20 protein-coding genes are annotated in these 17305 nt (G+C 56.0%); 7 read left to right on the top strand and 13 right to left on the bottom strand.

The genetic code is table 11. The annotated features are described in order from the left end of the window. Position 1: 1 nt before the first annotated feature. The 3 genes from AACZ19_RS06570 to AACZ19_RS06560 form a co-directional block, all read right to left on the bottom strand. Positions 2 to 1294, bottom strand: a complete 1293-nt coding sequence (locus AACZ19_RS06570; protein WP_339632222.1) for a homoserine dehydrogenase — start codon at positions 1292 to 1294, stop codon at positions 2 to 4. 3 nt (positions 1295 to 1297) lie between these two features. Next, positions 1298 to 2506 carry an LL-diaminopimelate aminotransferase gene (locus AACZ19_RS06565; RefSeq protein ID WP_339632220.1) on the bottom strand — a complete coding sequence of 403 codons (1209 nt, stop codon included), beginning with the start codon at positions 2504 to 2506 and terminating at the stop codon, positions 1298 to 1300. Between the two features lie 100 nt (positions 2507 to 2606). After that, entirely contained in the window at positions 2607 to 3737 is a 1131-nt protein-coding gene (locus AACZ19_RS06560) for an OmpA family protein (RefSeq protein ID WP_339632218.1), read from the bottom strand. 217 nt (positions 3738 to 3954) lie between these two features. Here AACZ19_RS06560 and phaC point away from each other — a divergent pair, with 217 nt between their 5' ends. Beyond that, positions 3955 to 5799 carry a class I poly(R)-hydroxyalkanoic acid synthase gene (gene phaC, locus AACZ19_RS06555; protein ID WP_339632216.1) on the top strand — a complete coding sequence of 615 codons (1845 nt, stop codon included), beginning with the start codon at positions 3955 to 3957 and terminating at the stop codon, positions 5797 to 5799. 17 nt (positions 5800 to 5816) lie between these two features. Here phaC and AACZ19_RS06550 read toward each other — a convergent pair whose 3' ends face one another. The 4 genes from AACZ19_RS06550 to AACZ19_RS06535 form a co-directional block, all read right to left on the bottom strand. Further along, entirely contained in the window at positions 5817 to 6359 is a 543-nt protein-coding gene (locus AACZ19_RS06550) for a gamma carbonic anhydrase family protein (RefSeq protein ID WP_339632215.1), read from the bottom strand. A gap of 39 nt (positions 6360 to 6398) precedes the next feature. After that, positions 6399 to 7460 (bottom strand): N-acetyl-gamma-glutamyl-phosphate reductase, encoded by a 1062-nt coding sequence (gene argC, locus AACZ19_RS06545; RefSeq protein ID WP_339632213.1) that lies wholly within the window; start codon positions 7458 to 7460, stop codon positions 6399 to 6401. A gap of 58 nt (positions 7461 to 7518) precedes the next feature. Next, positions 7519 to 7851, bottom strand: a complete 333-nt coding sequence (locus tag AACZ19_RS06540; protein ID WP_339632211.1) for a hypothetical protein — start codon at positions 7849 to 7851, stop codon at positions 7519 to 7521. 155 nt (positions 7852 to 8006) lie between these two features. Beyond that, complete coding sequence (locus tag AACZ19_RS06535; protein WP_161315544.1) at positions 8007 to 8216, bottom strand: cold-shock protein; 210 nt, start codon at positions 8214 to 8216, stop codon at positions 8007 to 8009. Positions 8217 to 8614: 398 nt separating this feature from the next. Between AACZ19_RS06535 and AACZ19_RS06530 the strand changes: the two genes are divergently transcribed. From AACZ19_RS06530 to AACZ19_RS06515, 4 genes are all read left to right on the top strand, one after another. Continuing rightward, positions 8615 to 9049, top strand: a complete 435-nt coding sequence (locus tag AACZ19_RS06530; protein ID WP_339632207.1) for a GFA family protein — start codon at positions 8615 to 8617, stop codon at positions 9047 to 9049. After that, entirely contained in the window at positions 9046 to 9516 is a 471-nt protein-coding gene (locus tag AACZ19_RS06525; RefSeq protein ID WP_339632205.1) for a GFA family protein, read from the top strand. The genes AACZ19_RS06530 and AACZ19_RS06525 overlap by 4 nt, the downstream gene beginning before the upstream one ends. 86 nt (positions 9517 to 9602) lie before the next feature. Next, entirely contained in the window at positions 9603 to 10142 is a 540-nt protein-coding gene (locus tag AACZ19_RS06520) for a histidine phosphatase family protein (protein WP_339632203.1), read from the top strand. A gap of 2 nt (positions 10143 to 10144) precedes the next feature. After that, the gene (locus tag AACZ19_RS06515; RefSeq protein WP_339632202.1) at positions 10145 to 10774 is read left to right on the top strand and encodes a CatA-like O-acetyltransferase; all 630 of its coding nucleotides are present in this window, start codon (positions 10145 to 10147) and stop codon (positions 10772 to 10774) included. Here the strand turns inward: AACZ19_RS06515 and AACZ19_RS06510 are convergent. Both AACZ19_RS06510 and AACZ19_RS06505 read right to left on the bottom strand, forming a co-directional pair. Then, positions 10771 to 11301 carry a PAS domain-containing protein gene (locus tag AACZ19_RS06510; protein ID WP_339632200.1) on the bottom strand — a complete coding sequence of 177 codons (531 nt, stop codon included), beginning with the start codon at positions 11299 to 11301 and terminating at the stop codon, positions 10771 to 10773. The two genes, AACZ19_RS06515 and AACZ19_RS06510, sit on opposite strands and share 4 nt — an antisense overlap. Before the next feature lie 218 nt (positions 11302 to 11519). Beyond that, entirely contained in the window at positions 11520 to 12296 is a 777-nt protein-coding gene (locus tag AACZ19_RS06505) for a DUF169 domain-containing protein (RefSeq protein WP_339632198.1), read from the bottom strand. Positions 12297 to 12517: 221 nt separating this feature from the next. Here AACZ19_RS06505 and AACZ19_RS06500 point away from each other — a divergent pair, with 221 nt between their 5' ends. Then, the gene (locus AACZ19_RS06500; protein ID WP_339632195.1) at positions 12518 to 13498 is read left to right on the top strand and encodes an MBL fold metallo-hydrolase; all 981 of its coding nucleotides are present in this window, start codon (positions 12518 to 12520) and stop codon (positions 13496 to 13498) included. Between the two features lie 14 nt (positions 13499 to 13512). Here AACZ19_RS06500 and AACZ19_RS06495 read toward each other — a convergent pair whose 3' ends face one another. Further along, positions 13513 to 13956 carry a hypothetical protein gene (locus AACZ19_RS06495; RefSeq protein ID WP_339632194.1) on the bottom strand — a complete coding sequence of 148 codons (444 nt, stop codon included), beginning with the start codon at positions 13954 to 13956 and terminating at the stop codon, positions 13513 to 13515. Positions 13957 to 14039: 83 nt separating this feature from the next. Here AACZ19_RS06495 and AACZ19_RS06490 point away from each other — a divergent pair, with 83 nt between their 5' ends. Beyond that, entirely contained in the window at positions 14040 to 14474 is a 435-nt protein-coding gene (locus tag AACZ19_RS06490; protein ID WP_339632193.1) for a MarR family transcriptional regulator, read from the top strand. A 14-nt stretch (positions 14475 to 14488) separates the two neighbouring features. Here the strand turns inward: AACZ19_RS06490 and AACZ19_RS06485 are convergent, their stop codons facing one another. Genes AACZ19_RS06485 through AACZ19_RS06475 form a run of 3 tightly spaced genes read right to left on the bottom strand, consistent with a single transcriptional unit; the run spans position 14489 to position 17220 of the window. Continuing rightward, complete coding sequence (locus AACZ19_RS06485; protein ID WP_339632192.1) at positions 14489 to 15382, bottom strand: fatty acid desaturase; 894 nt, start codon at positions 15380 to 15382, stop codon at positions 14489 to 14491. Between the two features lie 9 nt (positions 15383 to 15391). Further along, complete coding sequence (locus AACZ19_RS06480; protein WP_339632191.1) at positions 15392 to 16330, bottom strand: nucleotidyltransferase domain-containing protein; 939 nt, start codon at positions 16328 to 16330, stop codon at positions 15392 to 15394. Next, complete coding sequence (locus tag AACZ19_RS06475) at positions 16327 to 17220, bottom strand: ion channel (protein WP_339632189.1); 894 nt, start codon at positions 17218 to 17220, stop codon at positions 16327 to 16329. Before AACZ19_RS06475 ends, AACZ19_RS06480 begins: the two co-directional genes overlap by 4 nt. Positions 17221 to 17305 lie beyond the last annotated feature (85 nt).

Below are 17305 nucleotides of genomic sequence, written 5' to 3'. Positions count from 1 at the left end.
GCTAAAGCGAGACGATGCGAATCATACGCGGCTTTGCCACACTATGGGTGAATTTTTCAATTTTTCCAAGGGCGCGGACCAGCGCCGCCTCCTGCACTTCATGGGTGACGAGGATGACGGAGACCGCCTCCTGCTTCGACCGGCCACGCTGCAACAGGCTTTCGATGGAGATATTCTCGTCCCGGAACACGGCCGAGACATCGGCGATCACTCCCGGCTCGTCATAGACGGTCAGGCAGACGTAATAGGCGCCGACATGATCCTCGACCGAGATTTTCGGGATCGCTGCCATTTTCGCAACCGGTACGCCAAACGTGGGCGTATGTCGGCCGAGCGCGATATCGACGATATCGGCGACCACGGCGGAGGCGGTCGGCCCCTCGCCCGCGCCGCGCCCGACGTAGGATGTCTCATCAACAAAGTCCCCATCGACGACGACCGCATTAAAGACGCCGTTCACATTGGCGATGGTGGTCTCGTGGCGGACCATGCAGGGATGGACCCGCTGCTCGATGCCTTTTTCGGTCCGTCGGGCAACGCCGAGCAGGCGGATGCGGTAGCCGAGTTCCCCCGCCGCCGCGATGTCGGCGGCGGTGACATTGCGGATCCCCTCGATATAGACATTGGCGAAATCGACCGGGGTGCCGAAGGCGACGCTGGTCAGCAGGGCGAGCTTGTGCGCCGCATCGACGCCGTCAATATCAAAGCCGGGGTCGGCTTCCGCATAGCCCAGGTCCTGCGCATCCTTCAGGATCGCGTCGAACTCGCCGCCCGTCTCCTCCATCTCGGTGAGGATATAGTTGCAGGTGCCGTTGAGGATGCCATAGACACGGGAGATGGCATTGCCCGCCAGCCCCTCGCGCAGCGCCTTGATAATCGGGATGCCGCCCGCGACTGCCGCCTCATAGGCGAGCTGCGCGCCATGGGTTTCGGCGATCTCCGCCAGCTCGTTCCCGTGAATGGCAAGCAGCGCCTTGTTGGCGGTCACGACAGACTTGCCAAGACGCAGGGTCTTCTCGCAGAGCTCCCGCGCGACCCCGTCGCTGCCGCCGATCAGCTCCAGCACGATATCAACATCCGGATCCTCGGCCATCGCCGTTGCATCGTCATACCAGGTCAGCCCATCGAGGGAGACCCCGCGATCCTTCGTCCTGTCGCGTCCAGACACTGCTGTCACCGTCAGCCGCGCGCCAGAGCGAGCCTCAAGCAAGTCGCCATGTTCCTTGATAATCTTGAGAACGCCGCTGCCGACAGTCCCCAGTCCGGCAATTCCGATTTTTACTAAAGTCGTCACAATCTACGAAGCCTCGCGTTTTGCCAGATGCTGATCGGCACCGGCCATGAATTTCTTGATGTTGCGGCTGGCCTGACGGATGCGTTGCTCATTCTCGACCATGGCGACACGTACAAAGTCATCCCCGTGCTCGCCAAAGCCGAGCCCCGGCGCCACAGCGACTTTCGCCTCCTGCAACAAAAGCTTGGAGAATTCGAGACTGCCGAGGTGCCGGAACGGTTCCGGGATTGGCGCCCAGGCGAACATGGTCGCCTCCGGTGAAGGGACATGCCAGCCCGCCGCCGCAAAGCCGGAAATCAGCACATCGCGCCGCTGCTTATAGAGCTGGCGGAATTCCTCGACGCAATCCTGCGGGCCGTTGAGCGCCGCCGTCGCCGCCACCTGGATCGGCGTGAACGCGCCGTAGTCGAGATAGGACTTGATGCGGGCCAGCGCCCCGACCAGCCGCTTGTTCCCGGTTGCAAACCCGATGCGCCAGCCGGGCATGGAATAGGTCTTGCTGAGCGACGTGAACTCGACCGCGATGTCACGTGCGCCCTCCACCTGCAGGATCGACGGCGGCGGTGCATCGCCGAAATAGATCTCCGCATAGGCAAGGTCGGAGAGGATATACATGCCGTGATCCTTGGCGAATTTCACGACCTCTTTATAAAAATCCAGATCGACCGTCATCGCCGTCGGGTTCGACGGAAAGTTGAGGATCAGGCAGGTCGGCGCCGGAATGCAGTGGCGCACGGCACGATTGAGCGCGGCGAAGAAATCAATGCCGGGACCAACCTCGAAATGCCGGACGACCGCGCCCGCAATGATAAAGCCATAGGGGTGGATCGGGTAGCTCGGGTTCGGCGACAGGATCACATCGCCCGGCGTCGTGATCGCCATGGCGAGGTTGGCGAGGCCCTCTTTGGAGCCCAGCGTCGCGATGGTTTCCGTTTCCGGGTCGATCTCGACACCAAAACGGCGCTTGTAATAGGCGGCGTTGGCGCGGCGCAGGCCGGGAATGCCGCGGCTCGTCGAATAGCGATGAGTGCGGCCGTCGCGGGCGGTTTCCACCAGCTTGTCGACAATATGCTGCGGCGTCGGGCTGTCCGGGTTGCCCATGCCGAGATCGATGATATCCTCACCCGCCGCTCGCGCTTTCGCTTTCATCCGGTTGACTTCTTCGAAGACATAGGGCGGCAAGCGTTTTATGCGGTGGAAATCGGGATCCATCGGCCTCTTCCTGTTAAATTGATACGGCGGTTCCCGGCGCTTTTCTCGGGCGCCGGGTTCCTGGAACTATTCCTAAACGGGGTATTTAAACGACTTTGTGTTAATTTAGAAGAAAGATTTCCGTGCGCCGGTTCTTTGCTTCCGCGCTCGGCATCGGCTCATCGATCAGAGGCTCCGCGTCACTGACGGATTCGACAATCATATCGCCGGGCGCCACCCCGGCCTTGAGCAAATATTCCGCAACTGCCGTTGCACGAGCCTGCGAGACATTGAGGTTGACAATCATATGCTCCGCCTCGCCCATCTGCCGGGTCCGTTTCGAAGCATGGCCGACGACTTTAAGCGTGCCGCCAGCCGCCAGCTGAGCCCGGGCAATCCGGTCCAGAACCTGCCGATCGGCCGCGTTGATGCGGTGCGAGCCTTGCGCAAAATAGATTGTCTCGATCGGTGAGGAGCCGTCCGACGCGGCATAGTTGCGAACGGCGCGCCCTCCGTCCGTCGTCGGCGGCGTCAGGGTTATCCCGCCGGAAGACTGCCCTTGCGTCCCGGAGGACGAGTTAGATGCCACAGACGAAGCCGTTCCGGAACTCTCCGTTCCCTGCGTAGAAGAGCTTTCCGGCAAGCGCGTCGCGCCGGAGGCGGCGAGTTGTTGCTGGAACACGCTTTCGACTTCAGGCCCTTTCGCACTCTCACCGGTAATTATTGTTTCCGTGACCGGCGCGGGAGGCGGCGTGGTGTCCTTTGTCTCCGTCACTTCCGGTGCGGGCAGCGGTTGCTCGGTCACCGGCGTTTGCGCAACAGCGGCGACTTCAGGCGCCTTCTCTTCAACCTTCTCGGTCACTTCTTCGGTAACCGTCGTCACCTTCTCCTCTGCCGTTTCGGTGACGGTCTCGGTCACAGTCTCGGTGATTTCAGCGGAGGCGGGTTTCGCCGGCTGGGCGGGCGGTGGCTGAACAGAGGTGTCGGCGCGCAGGGTCTCATCGGTATAGCGGGCATTCTCGCGATCGGCACGCAAGCCTTCACCGATATCCTCCGCCTCGCTCAGGGCAACGGCTGTTTCCGGCGTTTCCGGCACTTCATTGATATTCGGATATTCCGCGTCGGCCTCCTCCTCGGCGCCATCGGTGGAACAACCCGCGACCGCCAGCAGCGTGAGCACAAGAAACAGTCCAGCGCCCGTGCGCAAGCCCCGTAAAAAACGATTTTCGAAAGCGTTAAACAACCTGTTCATCGAAACGTCCGTCCTGTCCTCTCGACCGCCTGCCAAAGCCCCGCATTGAGATTGGCAAGGTTTTGATATAATCTGTTAATAAATCAAGCTATCATAAAACATATGGTGGATAATTTCGCAACGTTTTCTGAAGGCTTGATGACGACGGTGCGAAATTTCCGAGCCATAATTCTGCCAATCGATTATGCCCAATGCAAGTAACGGAGGACTCGTCGAGATGCCAAACAAGGAACCACTGGAAAGCAATCAGGAAGCGCTTGAGGCGTCGAAGGAATTCGCCGAGAATTTTGCCAAGATTGCCGCCCAGAGTCAGGCGCTCGTCACTGAATTCCTGAACAACCAACCCAAGACACCTATCGACCCCGACCCCGCCCATGTCGGCAAGACCTTCATGGATCTGATGAACCGGATGATGGCGGACCCGGCGAAAATCGTCGAGGCGCAGGCGGCGCTTTGGAAGAACTATATGGACCTTTGGCAGAACGCTGCCCGCCGCGCAAGCGGCGAGGAAACAAAACCCCTCGTCTCCCCGGAATCCGGCGACAAGCGATTCAAGTCCGAGGAATGGAGTCAGAACCAGATCTTCGACTATATCAAGCAGTCCTACCTGATGACTGCCAACTGGATTCAGGACACCGTCGCTGATGTTGACGGGCTGGACGAGCAGACGAAGAAGAAGGCGGACTTCTACACGAAGATCTATACGGAGGCGCTGTCGCCCTCCAACTTCTTCTGGTCGAACCCCGATGTGCTGAAGAAAACCATGGACACCAAGGGCGAAAATCTCGTCCATGGCCTCGAAAACATGCTCGACGATCTCAAGCGCGGTAAGGGCCAGATCAGCCCGAAGATGACCGACGATAGCGCGTTCGAGGTGGGCCGCAATATCGCGGTGACGCCGGGCAAGGTGATTTTCGAGAATGACCTGATGCAGCTCCTGCAGTACGAACCGACAACGAAGGAAGTCTACAAGCGGCCACTGCTGATCACGCCGCCCTGGATCAACAAATTCTATATCCTCGACCTCAAGTCGGAAAACAGCTTCATCAAATGGTGCACCGAGCAGGGCTACACCGTCTTCGTCATCTCCTGGGTCAACCCGGACGAGCGGCATGTGGACAAAACGTTCGAAAGTTATATGTCTGAGGGGATCCTCGCGGCCCTTGACGCTATTGAGAGAACCATCGGCGAGAAGGAAGTCACCGCCATCGGCTATTGCATCGGGGGTACGTTGATGGCGTCCACCCTTGCTTATCTCGCCGCAATCGAGGAGGACCGGATCAAGGCCTGCACCTTCTTCGCCACCCAGCTCGATTTCACGGAGGCAGGAGATTTGCTTGTCTTCACCGACGAGGATCATATCAAGATGGTCGAGGAACGGATGAAGGACAGCGGCTATCTCGAAGGCAAGGAGATGGCCAATACTTTCAACCTCCTGCGCTCCAACGACCTGATCTGGTCCTTCGTGATCAATAATTACATGCTCGGCAAGTCGCCCTTCCCGTTCGATCTTCTCTACTGGAATTCGGACGCGACCAACATGCCGCACAAGATGCATAGCTTTTACTTAAGGAATATGTATCAGAAGAACCTGTTGCAGGAGCCGGGCGCGCTCACCCTCGGCGGCCAGCCGATCGACCTCAAGAAGGTGAAAACGCCGATCTTCATCCAGGCGAGCAAGGAAGACCATATCGCGCCGTTCAAGTCGGTGTTCAAGAATACGAAAATGTTCAGCGGCCCGACAGAGCTGATGCTCGCGGGTTCGGGCCATATCGCCGGGGTGATCAACCATCCGGCGGCCAAGAAATACCAGTACTGGACGAACACCAAGAAAAAGAAATACGACACGCCGGAGGAATGGCTGGCCGATGCGACGGAGCATCCCGGCTCCTGGTGGCCCTATTGGGACAAGTGGCTATCGAAGAAATCCGGCCCCAAGGTCCCGGCACGCGATCCATCAAAAGGCAAGCTCAAACCAATCGAGGACGCGCCGGGCAGCTACGTCAAGATCAAGGCAAAACCCTATACGGGCGGCAAGAAAGACGGTGGCGGCAGCACATAAGGCATGGAGGGTGTCGGTCAGTCCCCGCTGCTGTCCATTCCAAGCTCCTTGCGGTAAATCTGGCCCATTTCGGCATAATGGTCCGCCCCTTCGGTGAGGGTGGCCTGTTCCTCTTCTGACAGTTTGCGGAGGCATTTGGCGGGCGATCCGCCCCAGAGTTCTCCACGGGGCACGCGCTTGCCCGGCGTGACCATCGCCCCGGCGGCGACCATCGCCCCGCTCTCGACGACCACACCATCTAGGATGATCGTGCCCATGCCGACGAAGCTCCCGTCTTCCAGGGTGCAGCCATGGATCAGGCAGTTGTGGCCGACCAGCACGTCATCGCCGATCTTCGTCGGATGGGTGCCGCCGGAGACATGAATAACCGTACCGTCCTGAATATTGCTGCGCTTGCCGATATCGATGGTGTAGACATCGCCGCGCACAACGCAGTTAAACCAGATGCTGGATTTCTCGCCGATCGTCACGCGGCCGATCACATCGGCGGACGGGGCGATAAAGGCATCCGGCGCAATTTCCGGCAGGACGCCTTTGAAGGGCATAATGTTCTTGCTCATGATTTTCCGTTTCTTTTCTTTTTATTTAAAGTCAGGAGCCTAAGGGAACAGCGGCGCCTGTTCAAGGCCGAGGGTCTCTTCTAGGCCGAACATCAGGTTCATGTTCTGCACGGCCTGCCCGCTGGAGCCTTTGACCAGATTGTCGATGGCGGCGATCACGGTGGCCCGGCCCTTGATGCGGTCTGCGAATACATTGATCACGCATTTATTGGAGCCGCGCACCATCTGCGTCTGCGGGATCGCCCCCTCCTTCAACAGCCGGACGAAGGGCTCGCCCGCATAGCTTTTCGCGATCTCAGCCCGAAGGTCCGCTGCCGTCTTGCCGGGCGCCAGCCGGACATGGGCGGTGATCAGCTCGCCCCGGCTCATCGGGATCAGATGCGGCACGAAATTGACCCGGATATCGGCGGCCTTCCGTCCGGCGGCCTTCGCCACCTCCTGCTCGATCTCCGGCGCATGACGATGGCTGGCGATGGCGTAGGGGCTGAGCCCCTCCCCCGCCTCGCTGAAGAGCGTGTTCTGCTTCAGGCCCCGTCCGGCGCCGGTAATGCCGGATTTCGCGTCGATCACCAGATCATCGGCATCGATCAACCCAGCGCCTACCAACGGCACCAGCGCCAGCAGCACCGCCGTCGGGTAACAGCCCGGACAGGCGACCAGCCGGGAGCCGGCAATCTTCTCACGGTTCAATTCAGTTAGACCATAGACCGCGTCTTTTTGAAGATCTAGCGCCTGATGCGGATGGCCGTACCATTGTTCATAGGTGGCCGGGTCCTCGATCCGGAAATCGGCGGAGAGGTCGATCACCTTCACCGAGCTCGGCAGGCCCGCAATAATCTCCTGCGTGGTGCCATGGGGCAGGCCGCAGAAGACGGCATCGACAGCGGACCAGTCAGCCTCCTCCACCCCGACCATGTCAGGCAGGCCATAGCCGCCAAGATGGGGATAGACATCCTCCAACGGCTGTCCGGCTTTGCGATCGGCGGTCAACAGGGTCATCTCGACATTCGGATGCCGGAGCAGAAGCCGCATGGCCTCCGCCCCCGTGTAGCCGCTCGCGCCGAGCACGCCGGCCTTGATTTTCTGTGTTGTTTTCGTCATTTTTTCCTTCCGGGCGGGATAGGCACCGGACTCCTCTGGGGTCGGACCCCGTCAAGCGTTATGGCGTCAGATAGTCGCGGTGTTCGTCCCTGAGACATTTGTCCGCAAACCAGATCAGCACATTCAGATCGAATTCCTCTCGGGCTTCGTCGCTTAATCGGAAACGGCCCTTTTTAAGGCCCGCCATAATAACCTTTTGGGCCTTGCGCAGGAGGGCGGCGCGAACGGAACCGCGCACATCGAGCTGGTCGCGCATTTCCGCGACGAGCTCCTCTCCGGTCAGCTCATGGACATACTCCTTGATATGGAACCGGAAGGCGCCCGCCTTGTCCAGCTCGATATCCAGTTTTTCAACACTGATGTCGTCCGGGTCTGTGATCGAATATACCATTCCTGTCATCCTGTCGCCGATTGGGGCGTGGTCCAGCGCGATTTCTTACACGAAATTCACCCCATGGCAAAGTTTTCTGATACATCGCCACCGGAATTTCCCACAAAAAAAGGCGGCAAACGCCGCCTTTTCTCTTTCGTATCGGAACCTTTATCTCAGTCCAGCAGCACGAGTTCTTCCGCTGATGCTTTACCGTTACGCCCTTCAACCAGTTCGTACTGAACTTTCGCGTTTTCCTGAAGGGTCGTCAAACCGGCCCGTTCAACAGCCGAAATATGCACGAAAGCGTCTGACCCGCCGTCCTCTGGTGCGATGAAACCGTACCCTTTGGTCGGGTTAAACCACTTTACTGTACCTTTTGCCATGTTTAGTCTCCTGGACACTCGTCTATATATCAGGTCTACAGCGCCGTCGAAGTGCCCAATAGCAGCGACCGGTCGACCTTGGAAGCGCCGCCTTCAGCGATTTTCAGCCAGAAAAATGGACTCCCGAAGACTCGCGTAATTGAAAATTTGTCTTTTTGCAAGAAAGTTTTTAGCAAATTCAACTTTTTGTGAATAGGCGTTCGCTTGCTGCAACAATTCGCTGGAAAACCGCTTATTTTTTATGCATTTCCTTAGATTAGCCACAATGATACCGTTTAGCTTCGGGGCCGCAAAACAACCCCTCCCGGCTCTTCCCGGGCGCCTGTTTTGATGCTGACGACGGGCCGCGAACGGGATATTCTCCCGGCTCAATGATGTTGGATCGGGAGAAATCCGGAATGAATGACGACCAGAAAACCGGTGGAAGCTGTCTCTGCGGCGCAGTTAAGTTTGTGGTGGACGGCCCGCTTCGCAAAATCTCCTATTGTCATTGCGGCCAGTGCCAGAAATCGAGTGGGCACTATTTTGCCGCCACCGCCGCCGCGCGCAGCGATTTCACCCTGACCGAGGACCGCGGCCTGAAATGGTTCAAATCCTCACCCTGGGCGGAACGCGGTTTCTGTGGCGACTGCGGATGCAGCCTGTTCTGGCGCATGGAGGGGGACGATAATATCAGCATCCTCGCCGGATCGTTCGACGTCGATGTCCCGCTGACGGCGGAGGCGCATATCTTCGTCAAGGGCCGCAAAGGCTATTACGACATCACCGACGGCCTGCCACAATTTGACACCTACCCCGGCGATCCGAAAAACAGCGAAGGAGAGGGCAAATGAAACTGGAAGGATCCTGCCATTGCGGCGCGGTGGCCTTCTCCCTCACCTGCGCCCATCCCTACCCTTTCAACTACTGTTATTGCTCTATCTGCCGGAAGACGCAAGGCGGCGGCGGGTTCGCCATCAATCTCGGCGGCGATGCGGGCAGCCTGACTGTCGAGGGAGAGGAGAATATCTCCGTCTATCAGGTAAAGCTTGAAGAGGGTCTCAGCCCGGCAAAGCGCCATTTCTGCAAAAGCTGCGGCAGCGCGCTCTGGGTCTACGATCCGCGCTGGCCAGAGCTTGTTCATCCTTTCGCCTCCGCGATCGATACGGAGCTGCCCACCGCGCCGGAACGGACCCACCTGATGGTCGGCTCGAAGAAAGCGTGGGTGCCCGTGGATGCCGGTCCCGATGACAAGATGTTCGATGAATATCCCGATGAATCCCTCGCCGACTGGCACCAGAGGCTCGGCCTTGAAAGTTAGCCCGGATATGGCCAGATTTATGTCATAATAAATCCATGCACGCCTGATACATCGCGTTGCTCCAGGGATAACGGGAAAGATATTTCATGCGTAAACTGACATTGCTGCGCCATGCCAAATCTAGCTGGTCCGATCATGGCACGGCCGACATCGACCGTCCGCTGACATCGCGCGGACGGCGCGGCGCGCTCAAAATCGGGACGTTTATGGCAGAGAATAAAATCTTTCCTGACCTGATCCTCTGTTCCCCCTCCCGGCGGACACGCGAGACCTTATCGCAGATCAACCCATTCCTGCCCGACGGCATCGACGTGCAGATCGAGAAATCCATCTATTCGGCCGGTCACGGTGACGGGCTCGTCTGCTATCTCAAAAGCTCTGCCATCGAGGAGGCGCATGTGATGATTATCGGCCATAATCCGACCATGCAGCAGATGGCGCTCGACCTGACGACGCCGACACCGGAGAACGGCTATTCCCTGATCGAGAAAAAATACCCGACCGCCGCCTTGACGCAGATCAGGTTCGATATCGACGACTGGAGCCAGCTTAAAGGGCGCGGCGAACTGCTGCATTTCGTCACGCCGAAGATGCTGCCGGGGTTGCCCGCGGATGACGAGGACTGAGAATGAGCGCAGAGCGGATTGACATCGAGACATGGGAACGGCGGGAGCAATATCTCCTCTTTCGCAGCATGGACGTGCCGCATTTCAGCCTGACCGCCCCGGTTGAGATAATGCCACTCGTGGAGAAGGCGCGAAAAGACAAGCGCTCCCTCTTCAATGCGGTGCTCTATGGCATCATGCTCACGGTCAACGGCATTCCCGAATTCCGCACCCGATTTCGCGGTGAGGCGGTGATCCGTCATCGGGTAGTACACCCCTCCTTCACCGTGCCCATCGCAAATGATCATTTCGCCTTCTGCGAGGCGCTATATCAGGAAGACTGGCCGACCTTCGATGCAGAAGTGACCGCCGCCAAGGAACAGGCAAGCCGGCAGACAAAGCTCTCAGACGGCATCGCAGGTGAGGATCAGTGGATTTACTTGAGCTGCATGCCGTGGCTCGATTTCACCGGCGCGACCCATCCGCTGCAAAACAAAGATGACTGCATTCCGCGCATTGCCTGGGGCAAGATCATCGAGGAGGACGACCGCGCCAGGGTGTCCGTCAATCTCCAGGCCCATCACGCCCTGATGGACGGGCTGCACGCGGCCAAATTCTATGAAGGTCTTCAGGAAAATCTGCTGAAATTCTAGTCCAGCAGAACGAAAATGGTTTTCGCCGCCGTTAAGGTCTTGATCCGGTCTTCACGGGTAAGCCGCTCATGGCTGAATTGAAATTCGCTGGAATAAAACACAAGTCGGTTACACTCGCCCCGGTCATCAAGGAGCGGGAACCCAACCGCATAGCTGTTTTCAATATGCCCGTCATGAGTCTTTCCCGTCAGGCTCGTAAACATACCACAGGGTTTCGTGACGCATTCATACATAGCCGCGCCCGCCTGTTCACGGCCAGCCCCTTCCCAGAAATCCAGAAAATTTCGTCCCGTCACCTCCATGCCGATGCGATCGACAATCGCAGTACCGGCAAGACGGTAGATGATCTCCTCTTTCGAGACGACCTCGTAAATGGCGATAGAGTGCAACAGACGATGAATCTTGGTCGGATCGAAGCTGCTTCGATGGGGCACGAGATGATCCCGATCAAGACTGCGCCAATATTCTGCAAACTGTCTCGCATCCGGCGTCACCCAGTCGATGTCGTCGAACTTCTCATAGACCATGCTTTACTCTTGTCTCCCGATTAAGTAGCAGGCTTGATGGTTGGGCTCGCGCATAGGCAAAGCCAGCGAAATATATTAATTGTTGTTTCATTAGGTCCATAAAATATACCGGCATATTCATTGTATGCCAACAAGCAATTTGTTTATTCGCCAGCCGGGAGCCGGCGAATACATAAGGAGCAGGCAATATTTCCGCATAAAAATCCGGAATAAGCCGATTATTTACTATAACTTACGCCCAGACCGGCGCGCGCGTCATTCTGAATACCATATTGCGGGATCGGATAGCGCAGCCCGTTTTTGGAGAGCGCCGCCAGCCCCTCGATCACCTTCGGCAGATAGGCGGGGGGAATGGCCATCAACAGCTCGTCCTCCAGGACACCGCCGTAGCGCCGCTCGGCGAAGCAGGGCAGCGACAGGCTCGGCTCCCCGGTGGACAGTGCCCGCCCCCAGCTATCCGCGCAGGAGGATTCGCCCACGACCGAGAAATCGAGCTTTTTATAGCCCGCCCATTGCAGGCCGTTGATGAACAGGATCATCTGCGCCGGGGTGGCATAGATCAGGCAGATGTCCGGCGGGTTCAGCCGTTTGGAAGCAAGCGGCGAGACCGCCATCGCCTGAAACTGCCCCGAGGGCACCACGGTCATCGCCGACTGGTGATTGCGGGCATCCTCCGGCGTTTGGTACCAGACCCCGGCGTAGCGCGCGCCTTCGCGCCATTCCGCATCCTGCGGATGCAGGCCCATCACCGCGCCGCACTGCGCGCCGACAAAATCCTCCGCCGTCGCGCCAACGGTCCAGCCAAGACGGCAGGCTTGCGCCACGATCTGGTCGGCGGTATGGATGGAGCTCGGTCGGCGGATTTTCTCAACCGCCTCCATCTCCTCTTTCGTCTCGAACAGCTTCATGCCGATCGGCGTCGCGCGGATGCGCAGATATTTCGTGAGGCCGTCGAGAATCGCGTCCCAATCATAATATTCTTCGAGTTTTGTCATTTTTATACTCCCGTTTTTTATAAACAGTGGCACGAAAGAACGCTCTTGTCATCCTGTCCGTCTCTTGCCGCCAGCAAAGTCGACCGTTATAGATGGATCGACGAGAGGGAAGATATGATCCAGATCAATGGGGACAGGCGCAACATATGGCCGCGGCTCTTGAAATATTTGCAAAATGCGCAATGTTACAGGTAAGTATCTGTGCCTGATGAGACCTATATATGACAGCAAAACCCTATCACCATAATCCGCGCGGCGGTTTTCGAAACCCGGAGGGGAGTCCCAACCTCCAGATGCGCAAGCGCGGCCTGATGCGGTTTATCTATCGGCAGATGAAAAAGAAGAAGGTTCCCGACCTGCCCGAAGGCCATGCTCTGGACCGCTCCGGTGTCGAGGCGGGCATCACCGCCGGCGGCAACCCGAGCGTGACCTGGCTCGGCCATGCGGCCTTCATCATCCGCACCGGCGGCAAGGTGATCCTGACCGATCCGTATCTGTCCGAAAATGCCGGACCGGGCCGGGTCGGGCCGAAACGCTATGTGCCCGCTGCCCTCTCCGCAGAGGAACTTCCCCGCGCCGATGTCATGCTAGTCAGCCATAACCATTACGACCATCTCGATGCCCGCACGGTCCGCGCCTATCCCCATAAGGATCACACGCAGGTGATCGTCCCGCTCGGCAACGCTGATTTTTTCCGTAAGCGCGGCTACAAGAAGGTGATCGAGGCGGACTGGTGGGACAGCTGGTCGGAGGACGGGCTGACCATCACGACCCTGCCCGCCGTGCATTCTTCCGGCCGGGGGGTTCATGACCAGAAGAAGACCCTTTGGGCGAGCTTCGGCATCAGGACAGCGGCGGAGAATATCTGGTTTTCCGGCGATACCGCCTATGGCGACGTCTTCCATGAGGTCGGTGAGAAACAAGCGCCGTTCGACCTTGCTATCGTCGGCATCGGCGCCTATGAGCCGCGCGAGATCATGAAAATGGTCCATGCAACGCCAGAGGATGCGGTCCAGATTGCCCGCGCCGTCGGCGCCAGACGCGCCCTCGGCATGCATTGGGGAACAGTGCTGCTCACGCCTGAAGACCCGTTCGAGGCCCCGATCCGCTTCCGCCAGGCCGCCATCGATCAGGACTATGGCGCAGACAACGCCTGGATCCTCAAGATCGGCGAGACCCGCTCGCTGAAGGACGTGGCGTAAGGCCGCAAGCCTCCTCAAACGCTGGCACGCCGCCGTTGGCGCAAGCGCAGCCCGTCCCGCATGTTGAGCCCCAGCAGGCAGATATTAACCGCCCCGGCCACAAGCTCAACTGCCTGCACAGTATAGAAAGCCGTATCGAACGCGCCCGCCCCGGCCTTGTCCGCCAGAAAGAGCGCGGCGGGCGCCAGAATAAGGAGACCATTGGCGGCGATAACGGGCATCCGTTTGCGCTTTCTCGCGATCATTGCCCCACCCCGCCCCTTCGCGAGACGAAACCCGGATATGCCCACCCCTATCATTGCCGGGATCAGGACTAGAAAGCCCCAGGGGATTGCCGTCTTGACCACCGTCACGACCGCCGTTGAGGCGAACAGCTCGGACAGTGCCGTGGATATCCAGAAAGTTAAAATCATCACAATCGCAAGGCTGCCGGCGACAGGGTGCAGAAGTTTCAACATCAGTTCCTCCTCGATAGTCATTTTATTTACATAGTTAGCTATATAATATTGCATAGCATGCTATGCAAGTGCTAAAAGAAACCATGACATTCAAAAAGGAACAATCGGCGGGCTATCTCGCCAACCATATGGCGCGGCTGTTTGCCCGCGGGCTGGACGCTCGAATCCGCCCGCTCGGCCTCAGCACGGGGATTTTCCCGGCCCTCCTGGAGCTGTGGGAGAATGACGGCCTGACGCAGAAGGAGCTGGTGACCCGCCTCGATATCGAGCAGGCAACGATGGCGAACACCCTGAACAGGATGGAGCGGGATGGCTTCGTCACCCGGCGGAAAGATGCGACGGACGGGCGGGTGCAGCGGGTCTGGCTCACCGACAAGGCCCGCGCCCTGCAAGCTCCGGCAACAACAGCCGCAGCGGCGCAGAATAATGTGGTGCTTGCGCAGCTTTCAGAGGCCGAACGGGTGGCGTTCCTTGACCTAATGGACAAGGCAATCGCGGCAATGAAGGAAACGCCTTGACCCGTCCGGCGTAATCAGCGCCTGAGCGTTGCGATATATTTCCGGTGAAAGGCGATATAGCCCGTCTCCGTCACCTGCAGATACGGCCGCGTCAGCATGTGAAAGTTCTCAAGCGCATGAAAGGGCACCGCCGGAAAGGCGTGATGCTCCGCATGAAACGGCATGTTCCAGGCGAGCCGTCGCACGAGGCGGTTGGTGAGCGTCGTCCGGGTATTGGCAAAAATATTCTCAACTTCGGGGCAGTCGCTATGCTCGGCGAGCAGATAGGCCCGTAAAAACGGCTGGCCGATAAAGGCGGGCAGAACCCAGACATACAGAAGCAGCGCGGAGCCCGCCACGATCGACCCGGCGAGAAGCAGCGCGTAGACCGCCAGCATCTCCCACGCCTCCCGCTGAACGGCGGCCTTTGCATGCCCGGGCACGAAGGGGGCATCGATACGCCCGATCGCGTTTTTAAGAAGCGTTTTTACATGCGAAAAAAAGATCGGAATGCCGGAGATATACCAGATATATTGCAGCACGGTTTCGGGCTTCGGCGATTGCAGCTCCGGGTCGCGCAGCGGGTCCTGCGTGAAGCGGTGATGCTCGATATGGAAATAACGGAACCACTCCGCCGGCAGCAGGATCACAATGCCGCTCACCTTCGCCACCGCCTTGTTGAGCCAAAGACTTCGATACGCCGTGCGATGGACGCTCTCATGCAGCGCGGGAAAGAGAAAGATAATGAGAATGCCCTGCGGCAGCATCAACAGCGGCCAGCCCGGCCCCTTTAGCGCGATCAGCGCCCCGATCAGAAGGATCAGCCCGACATGCCCGGCGAGTTGCACCAGCCCCTTTACATCCGAGCGAGCGGTCAGCATCTCCCGCTGCCCGCGCGTCAGGGATTTTATAAACTCACGACTTTCCATGGGATGAGTTTACGGGAGAAACGATCGGGCAGGAACTTTCTTTTCGTCAGTCAGGGTTTTACTAGTTCGCAAGCTTGGTTGAACTTTCGAAAGCTTTTTAGCAGTCCGCTCATCAAATCGGTTAATGGCCCAGCTATATCCGCTAGGATTCTTGATTTGACGCCATAATGAATTTACGATTTTTGGAGCAGATTCTTCATCCAAATCAACAATTGAAAAATTGTTTAAGCACCACGCTTCAACCTCCCTAATCCTTGCGTAACCGCAGTTAAGCGGACGTATTGGTGCATTCGGTTTGATAGTGTCTAATACTAGCCAAGGCACAGCTGCTTTTGCTACAGCAATAAGCTCATCAAGGTCCGGAACAGTATGCTCACTGAAATTCCTATTGCGATAGGCAACCTTTAAAGACCGGAGTGATTTAAGTATTGAAGCCACATCATTGCTAAAACCATAATGGTCCTGCAACTCCAAAATAATTTCATTAAAATCGTAAACATAAGCGTTTCTTGAGGCTAACAAATTTACCCCAATATTTCTAATGCCAACATACAATGTATCTGCCGCGAAAAAGGAAGAAACGTGGCTATTGAGTAGTCGTTCTATCGGCCTGATTAGATCAACTGATCTATAACATTCATCCATATAAGAAGACTTCGGCACAAAAGCCGCCAATTTCCGCTCAAGCCATCCACCGAAGTCTGAAACTATTAATCCCTCAACTTTTAGATGCTGAATAAACAAACTTTTCGAATTAATTAAATTTTCAAATCGGTTTACTGTATAGGATGCTACTGACCATCCTCGTCCTGCCCATTTTTTCTTTTCAGCGTCCAGAAAATCGATGTCGTTTGAAACAATTAGAACATCCTTGTCACTTAACTCGTCAACATTTCTACGCGCTGATGAGCCAAAAATGCAGATGCTGGCAACTAAATCATTTTTCATGGAGCAACTCTCCTAAACAAAACAGATGCCACAAGACCAAAGAACAAAAATCCAACAACTGTTTGAAATGACGCGAACAATTTTCCAGCCAACTGTGAGGGCGTAATATCGCCATAACCTAGAGTTGTCATACTAATAGTCGTAAAATAAATACTATCCCAGTATGTTTCCAAGCAGAGACCAAACTCAAATTTAAAATAAAAATTAATGTAACTAAAAACTAATATTATTATCAACAATGATCGAAAGGTTCTCCAAAACTTTAATCCAAATCCATTGAAGTAATCCAAAAAATATTTAGCCCCCCAATTACAGAATTTAAGAAATCGCTCCCAAGGACTTTTTTTGTCGTCTGAAATATCACGCCAATCTTGATAGCGTTTCCATTTATAAAACTGATATTGAGCGTACCTTTCATATTCTGGCTGATCTTCGTCTCGATAATTTTTGAGTAATTTTTGATATAGTTTTACACCAATATTTGAATGCAGTTTTTTGTCCAAGCATTCCTTGAATGATGTAGGGTCAATGAGAACTCTAACAAAATTTGCATCTAAAAAATTACATTTTATAAATTTACAATTACGAAATTGACAATCCACAAATTTAGCTTCTCTAAATTTTACATATTCGAATGAGCAGTTTGCAAAAACTACATTTCTTATAGTCGTAAAATTGAAGCTGAAATTATAAAAATATTTATCTTCTATACTTAAGTTATATTGATACTTCTGTTTTCCATCCAGCAAATCCGGCTTGTAAATTAGTTTTTTTAGAGTTGTATTTTTTTCTAGAATATCGAGAAAATCGTCGAATTCATCAATGTCAGTACCGTTTTCTACTTTCCAAAATAATGGATCGTACGGATTCTCTCTCTTGAAAATAGACACAATTGTTCCCCCAACTACTAACAAGTTATATTAGTAAATCGAATGTTATCGCTCGCTTTCTCGCCAAATGCTATTATGAATTATA

Origin of the sequence: uncultured Sneathiella sp. (assembly GCF_963973085.1) — a bacterium.
In the GTDB taxonomy this organism is placed as follows: domain Bacteria; phylum Pseudomonadota; class Alphaproteobacteria; order Sneathiellales; family Sneathiellaceae; genus Sneathiella.
The sequence above is the reverse complement of the archived record's forward strand: the minus strand, read 5'-3'. Positions and strand labels throughout refer to the sequence as shown.

Excerpts from the sequence above, each read along its gene's own strand:
- AACZ19_RS06520 (WP_339632203.1), top strand. The coding sequence starts at position 9,603 with ATGCGTAAACTGACATTGCTGCGCCATGCCAAATCTAGCTGGTCCGAT.
- AACZ19_RS06550 (WP_339632215.1), bottom strand. The coding sequence starts at position 6,359 with ATGAGCAAGAACATTATGCCCTTCAAAGGCGTCCTGCCGGAAATTGCG.
- AACZ19_RS06495 (WP_339632194.1), bottom strand. The coding sequence starts at position 13,956 with ATGTTGAAACTTCTGCACCCTGTCGCCGGCAGCCTTGCGATTGTGATG.
- AACZ19_RS06560 (WP_339632218.1), bottom strand. The coding sequence starts at position 3,737 with ATGAACAGGTTGTTTAACGCTTTCGAAAATCGTTTTTTACGGGGCTTG.
- AACZ19_RS06540 (WP_339632211.1), bottom strand. The coding sequence starts at position 7,851 with ATGGTATATTCGATCACAGACCCGGACGACATCAGTGTTGAAAAACTG.
- AACZ19_RS06530 (WP_339632207.1), top strand. The coding sequence starts at position 8,615 with ATGAATGACGACCAGAAAACCGGTGGAAGCTGTCTCTGCGGCGCAGTT.
- AACZ19_RS06565 (WP_339632220.1), bottom strand. The coding sequence starts at position 2,506 with ATGGATCCCGATTTCCACCGCATAAAACGCTTGCCGCCCTATGTCTTC.
- AACZ19_RS06510 (WP_339632200.1), bottom strand. The coding sequence starts at position 11,301 with ATGGTCTATGAGAAGTTCGACGACATCGACTGGGTGACGCCGGATGCG.
- argC (WP_339632213.1), bottom strand. The coding sequence starts at position 7,460 with ATGACGAAAACAACACAGAAAATCAAGGCCGGCGTGCTCGGCGCGAGC.
- AACZ19_RS06505 (WP_339632198.1), bottom strand. The coding sequence starts at position 12,296 with ATGACAAAACTCGAAGAATATTATGATTGGGACGCGATTCTCGACGGC.
- AACZ19_RS06490 (WP_339632193.1), top strand. The coding sequence starts at position 14,040 with ATGACATTCAAAAAGGAACAATCGGCGGGCTATCTCGCCAACCATATG.
- AACZ19_RS06525 (WP_339632205.1), top strand. The coding sequence starts at position 9,046 with ATGAAACTGGAAGGATCCTGCCATTGCGGCGCGGTGGCCTTCTCCCTC.
- AACZ19_RS06515 (WP_339632202.1), top strand. The coding sequence starts at position 10,145 with ATGAGCGCAGAGCGGATTGACATCGAGACATGGGAACGGCGGGAGCAA.
- phaC (WP_339632216.1), top strand. The coding sequence starts at position 3,955 with ATGCCAAACAAGGAACCACTGGAAAGCAATCAGGAAGCGCTTGAGGCG.
- AACZ19_RS06535 (WP_161315544.1), bottom strand. The coding sequence starts at position 8,216 with ATGGCAAAAGGTACAGTAAAGTGGTTTAACCCGACCAAAGGGTACGGT.
- AACZ19_RS06485 (WP_339632192.1), bottom strand. The coding sequence starts at position 15,382 with ATGGAAAGTCGTGAGTTTATAAAATCCCTGACGCGCGGGCAGCGGGAG.
- AACZ19_RS06480 (WP_339632191.1), bottom strand. The coding sequence starts at position 16,330 with ATGAAAAATGATTTAGTTGCCAGCATCTGCATTTTTGGCTCATCAGCG.
- AACZ19_RS06500 (WP_339632195.1), top strand. The coding sequence starts at position 12,518 with ATGACAGCAAAACCCTATCACCATAATCCGCGCGGCGGTTTTCGAAAC.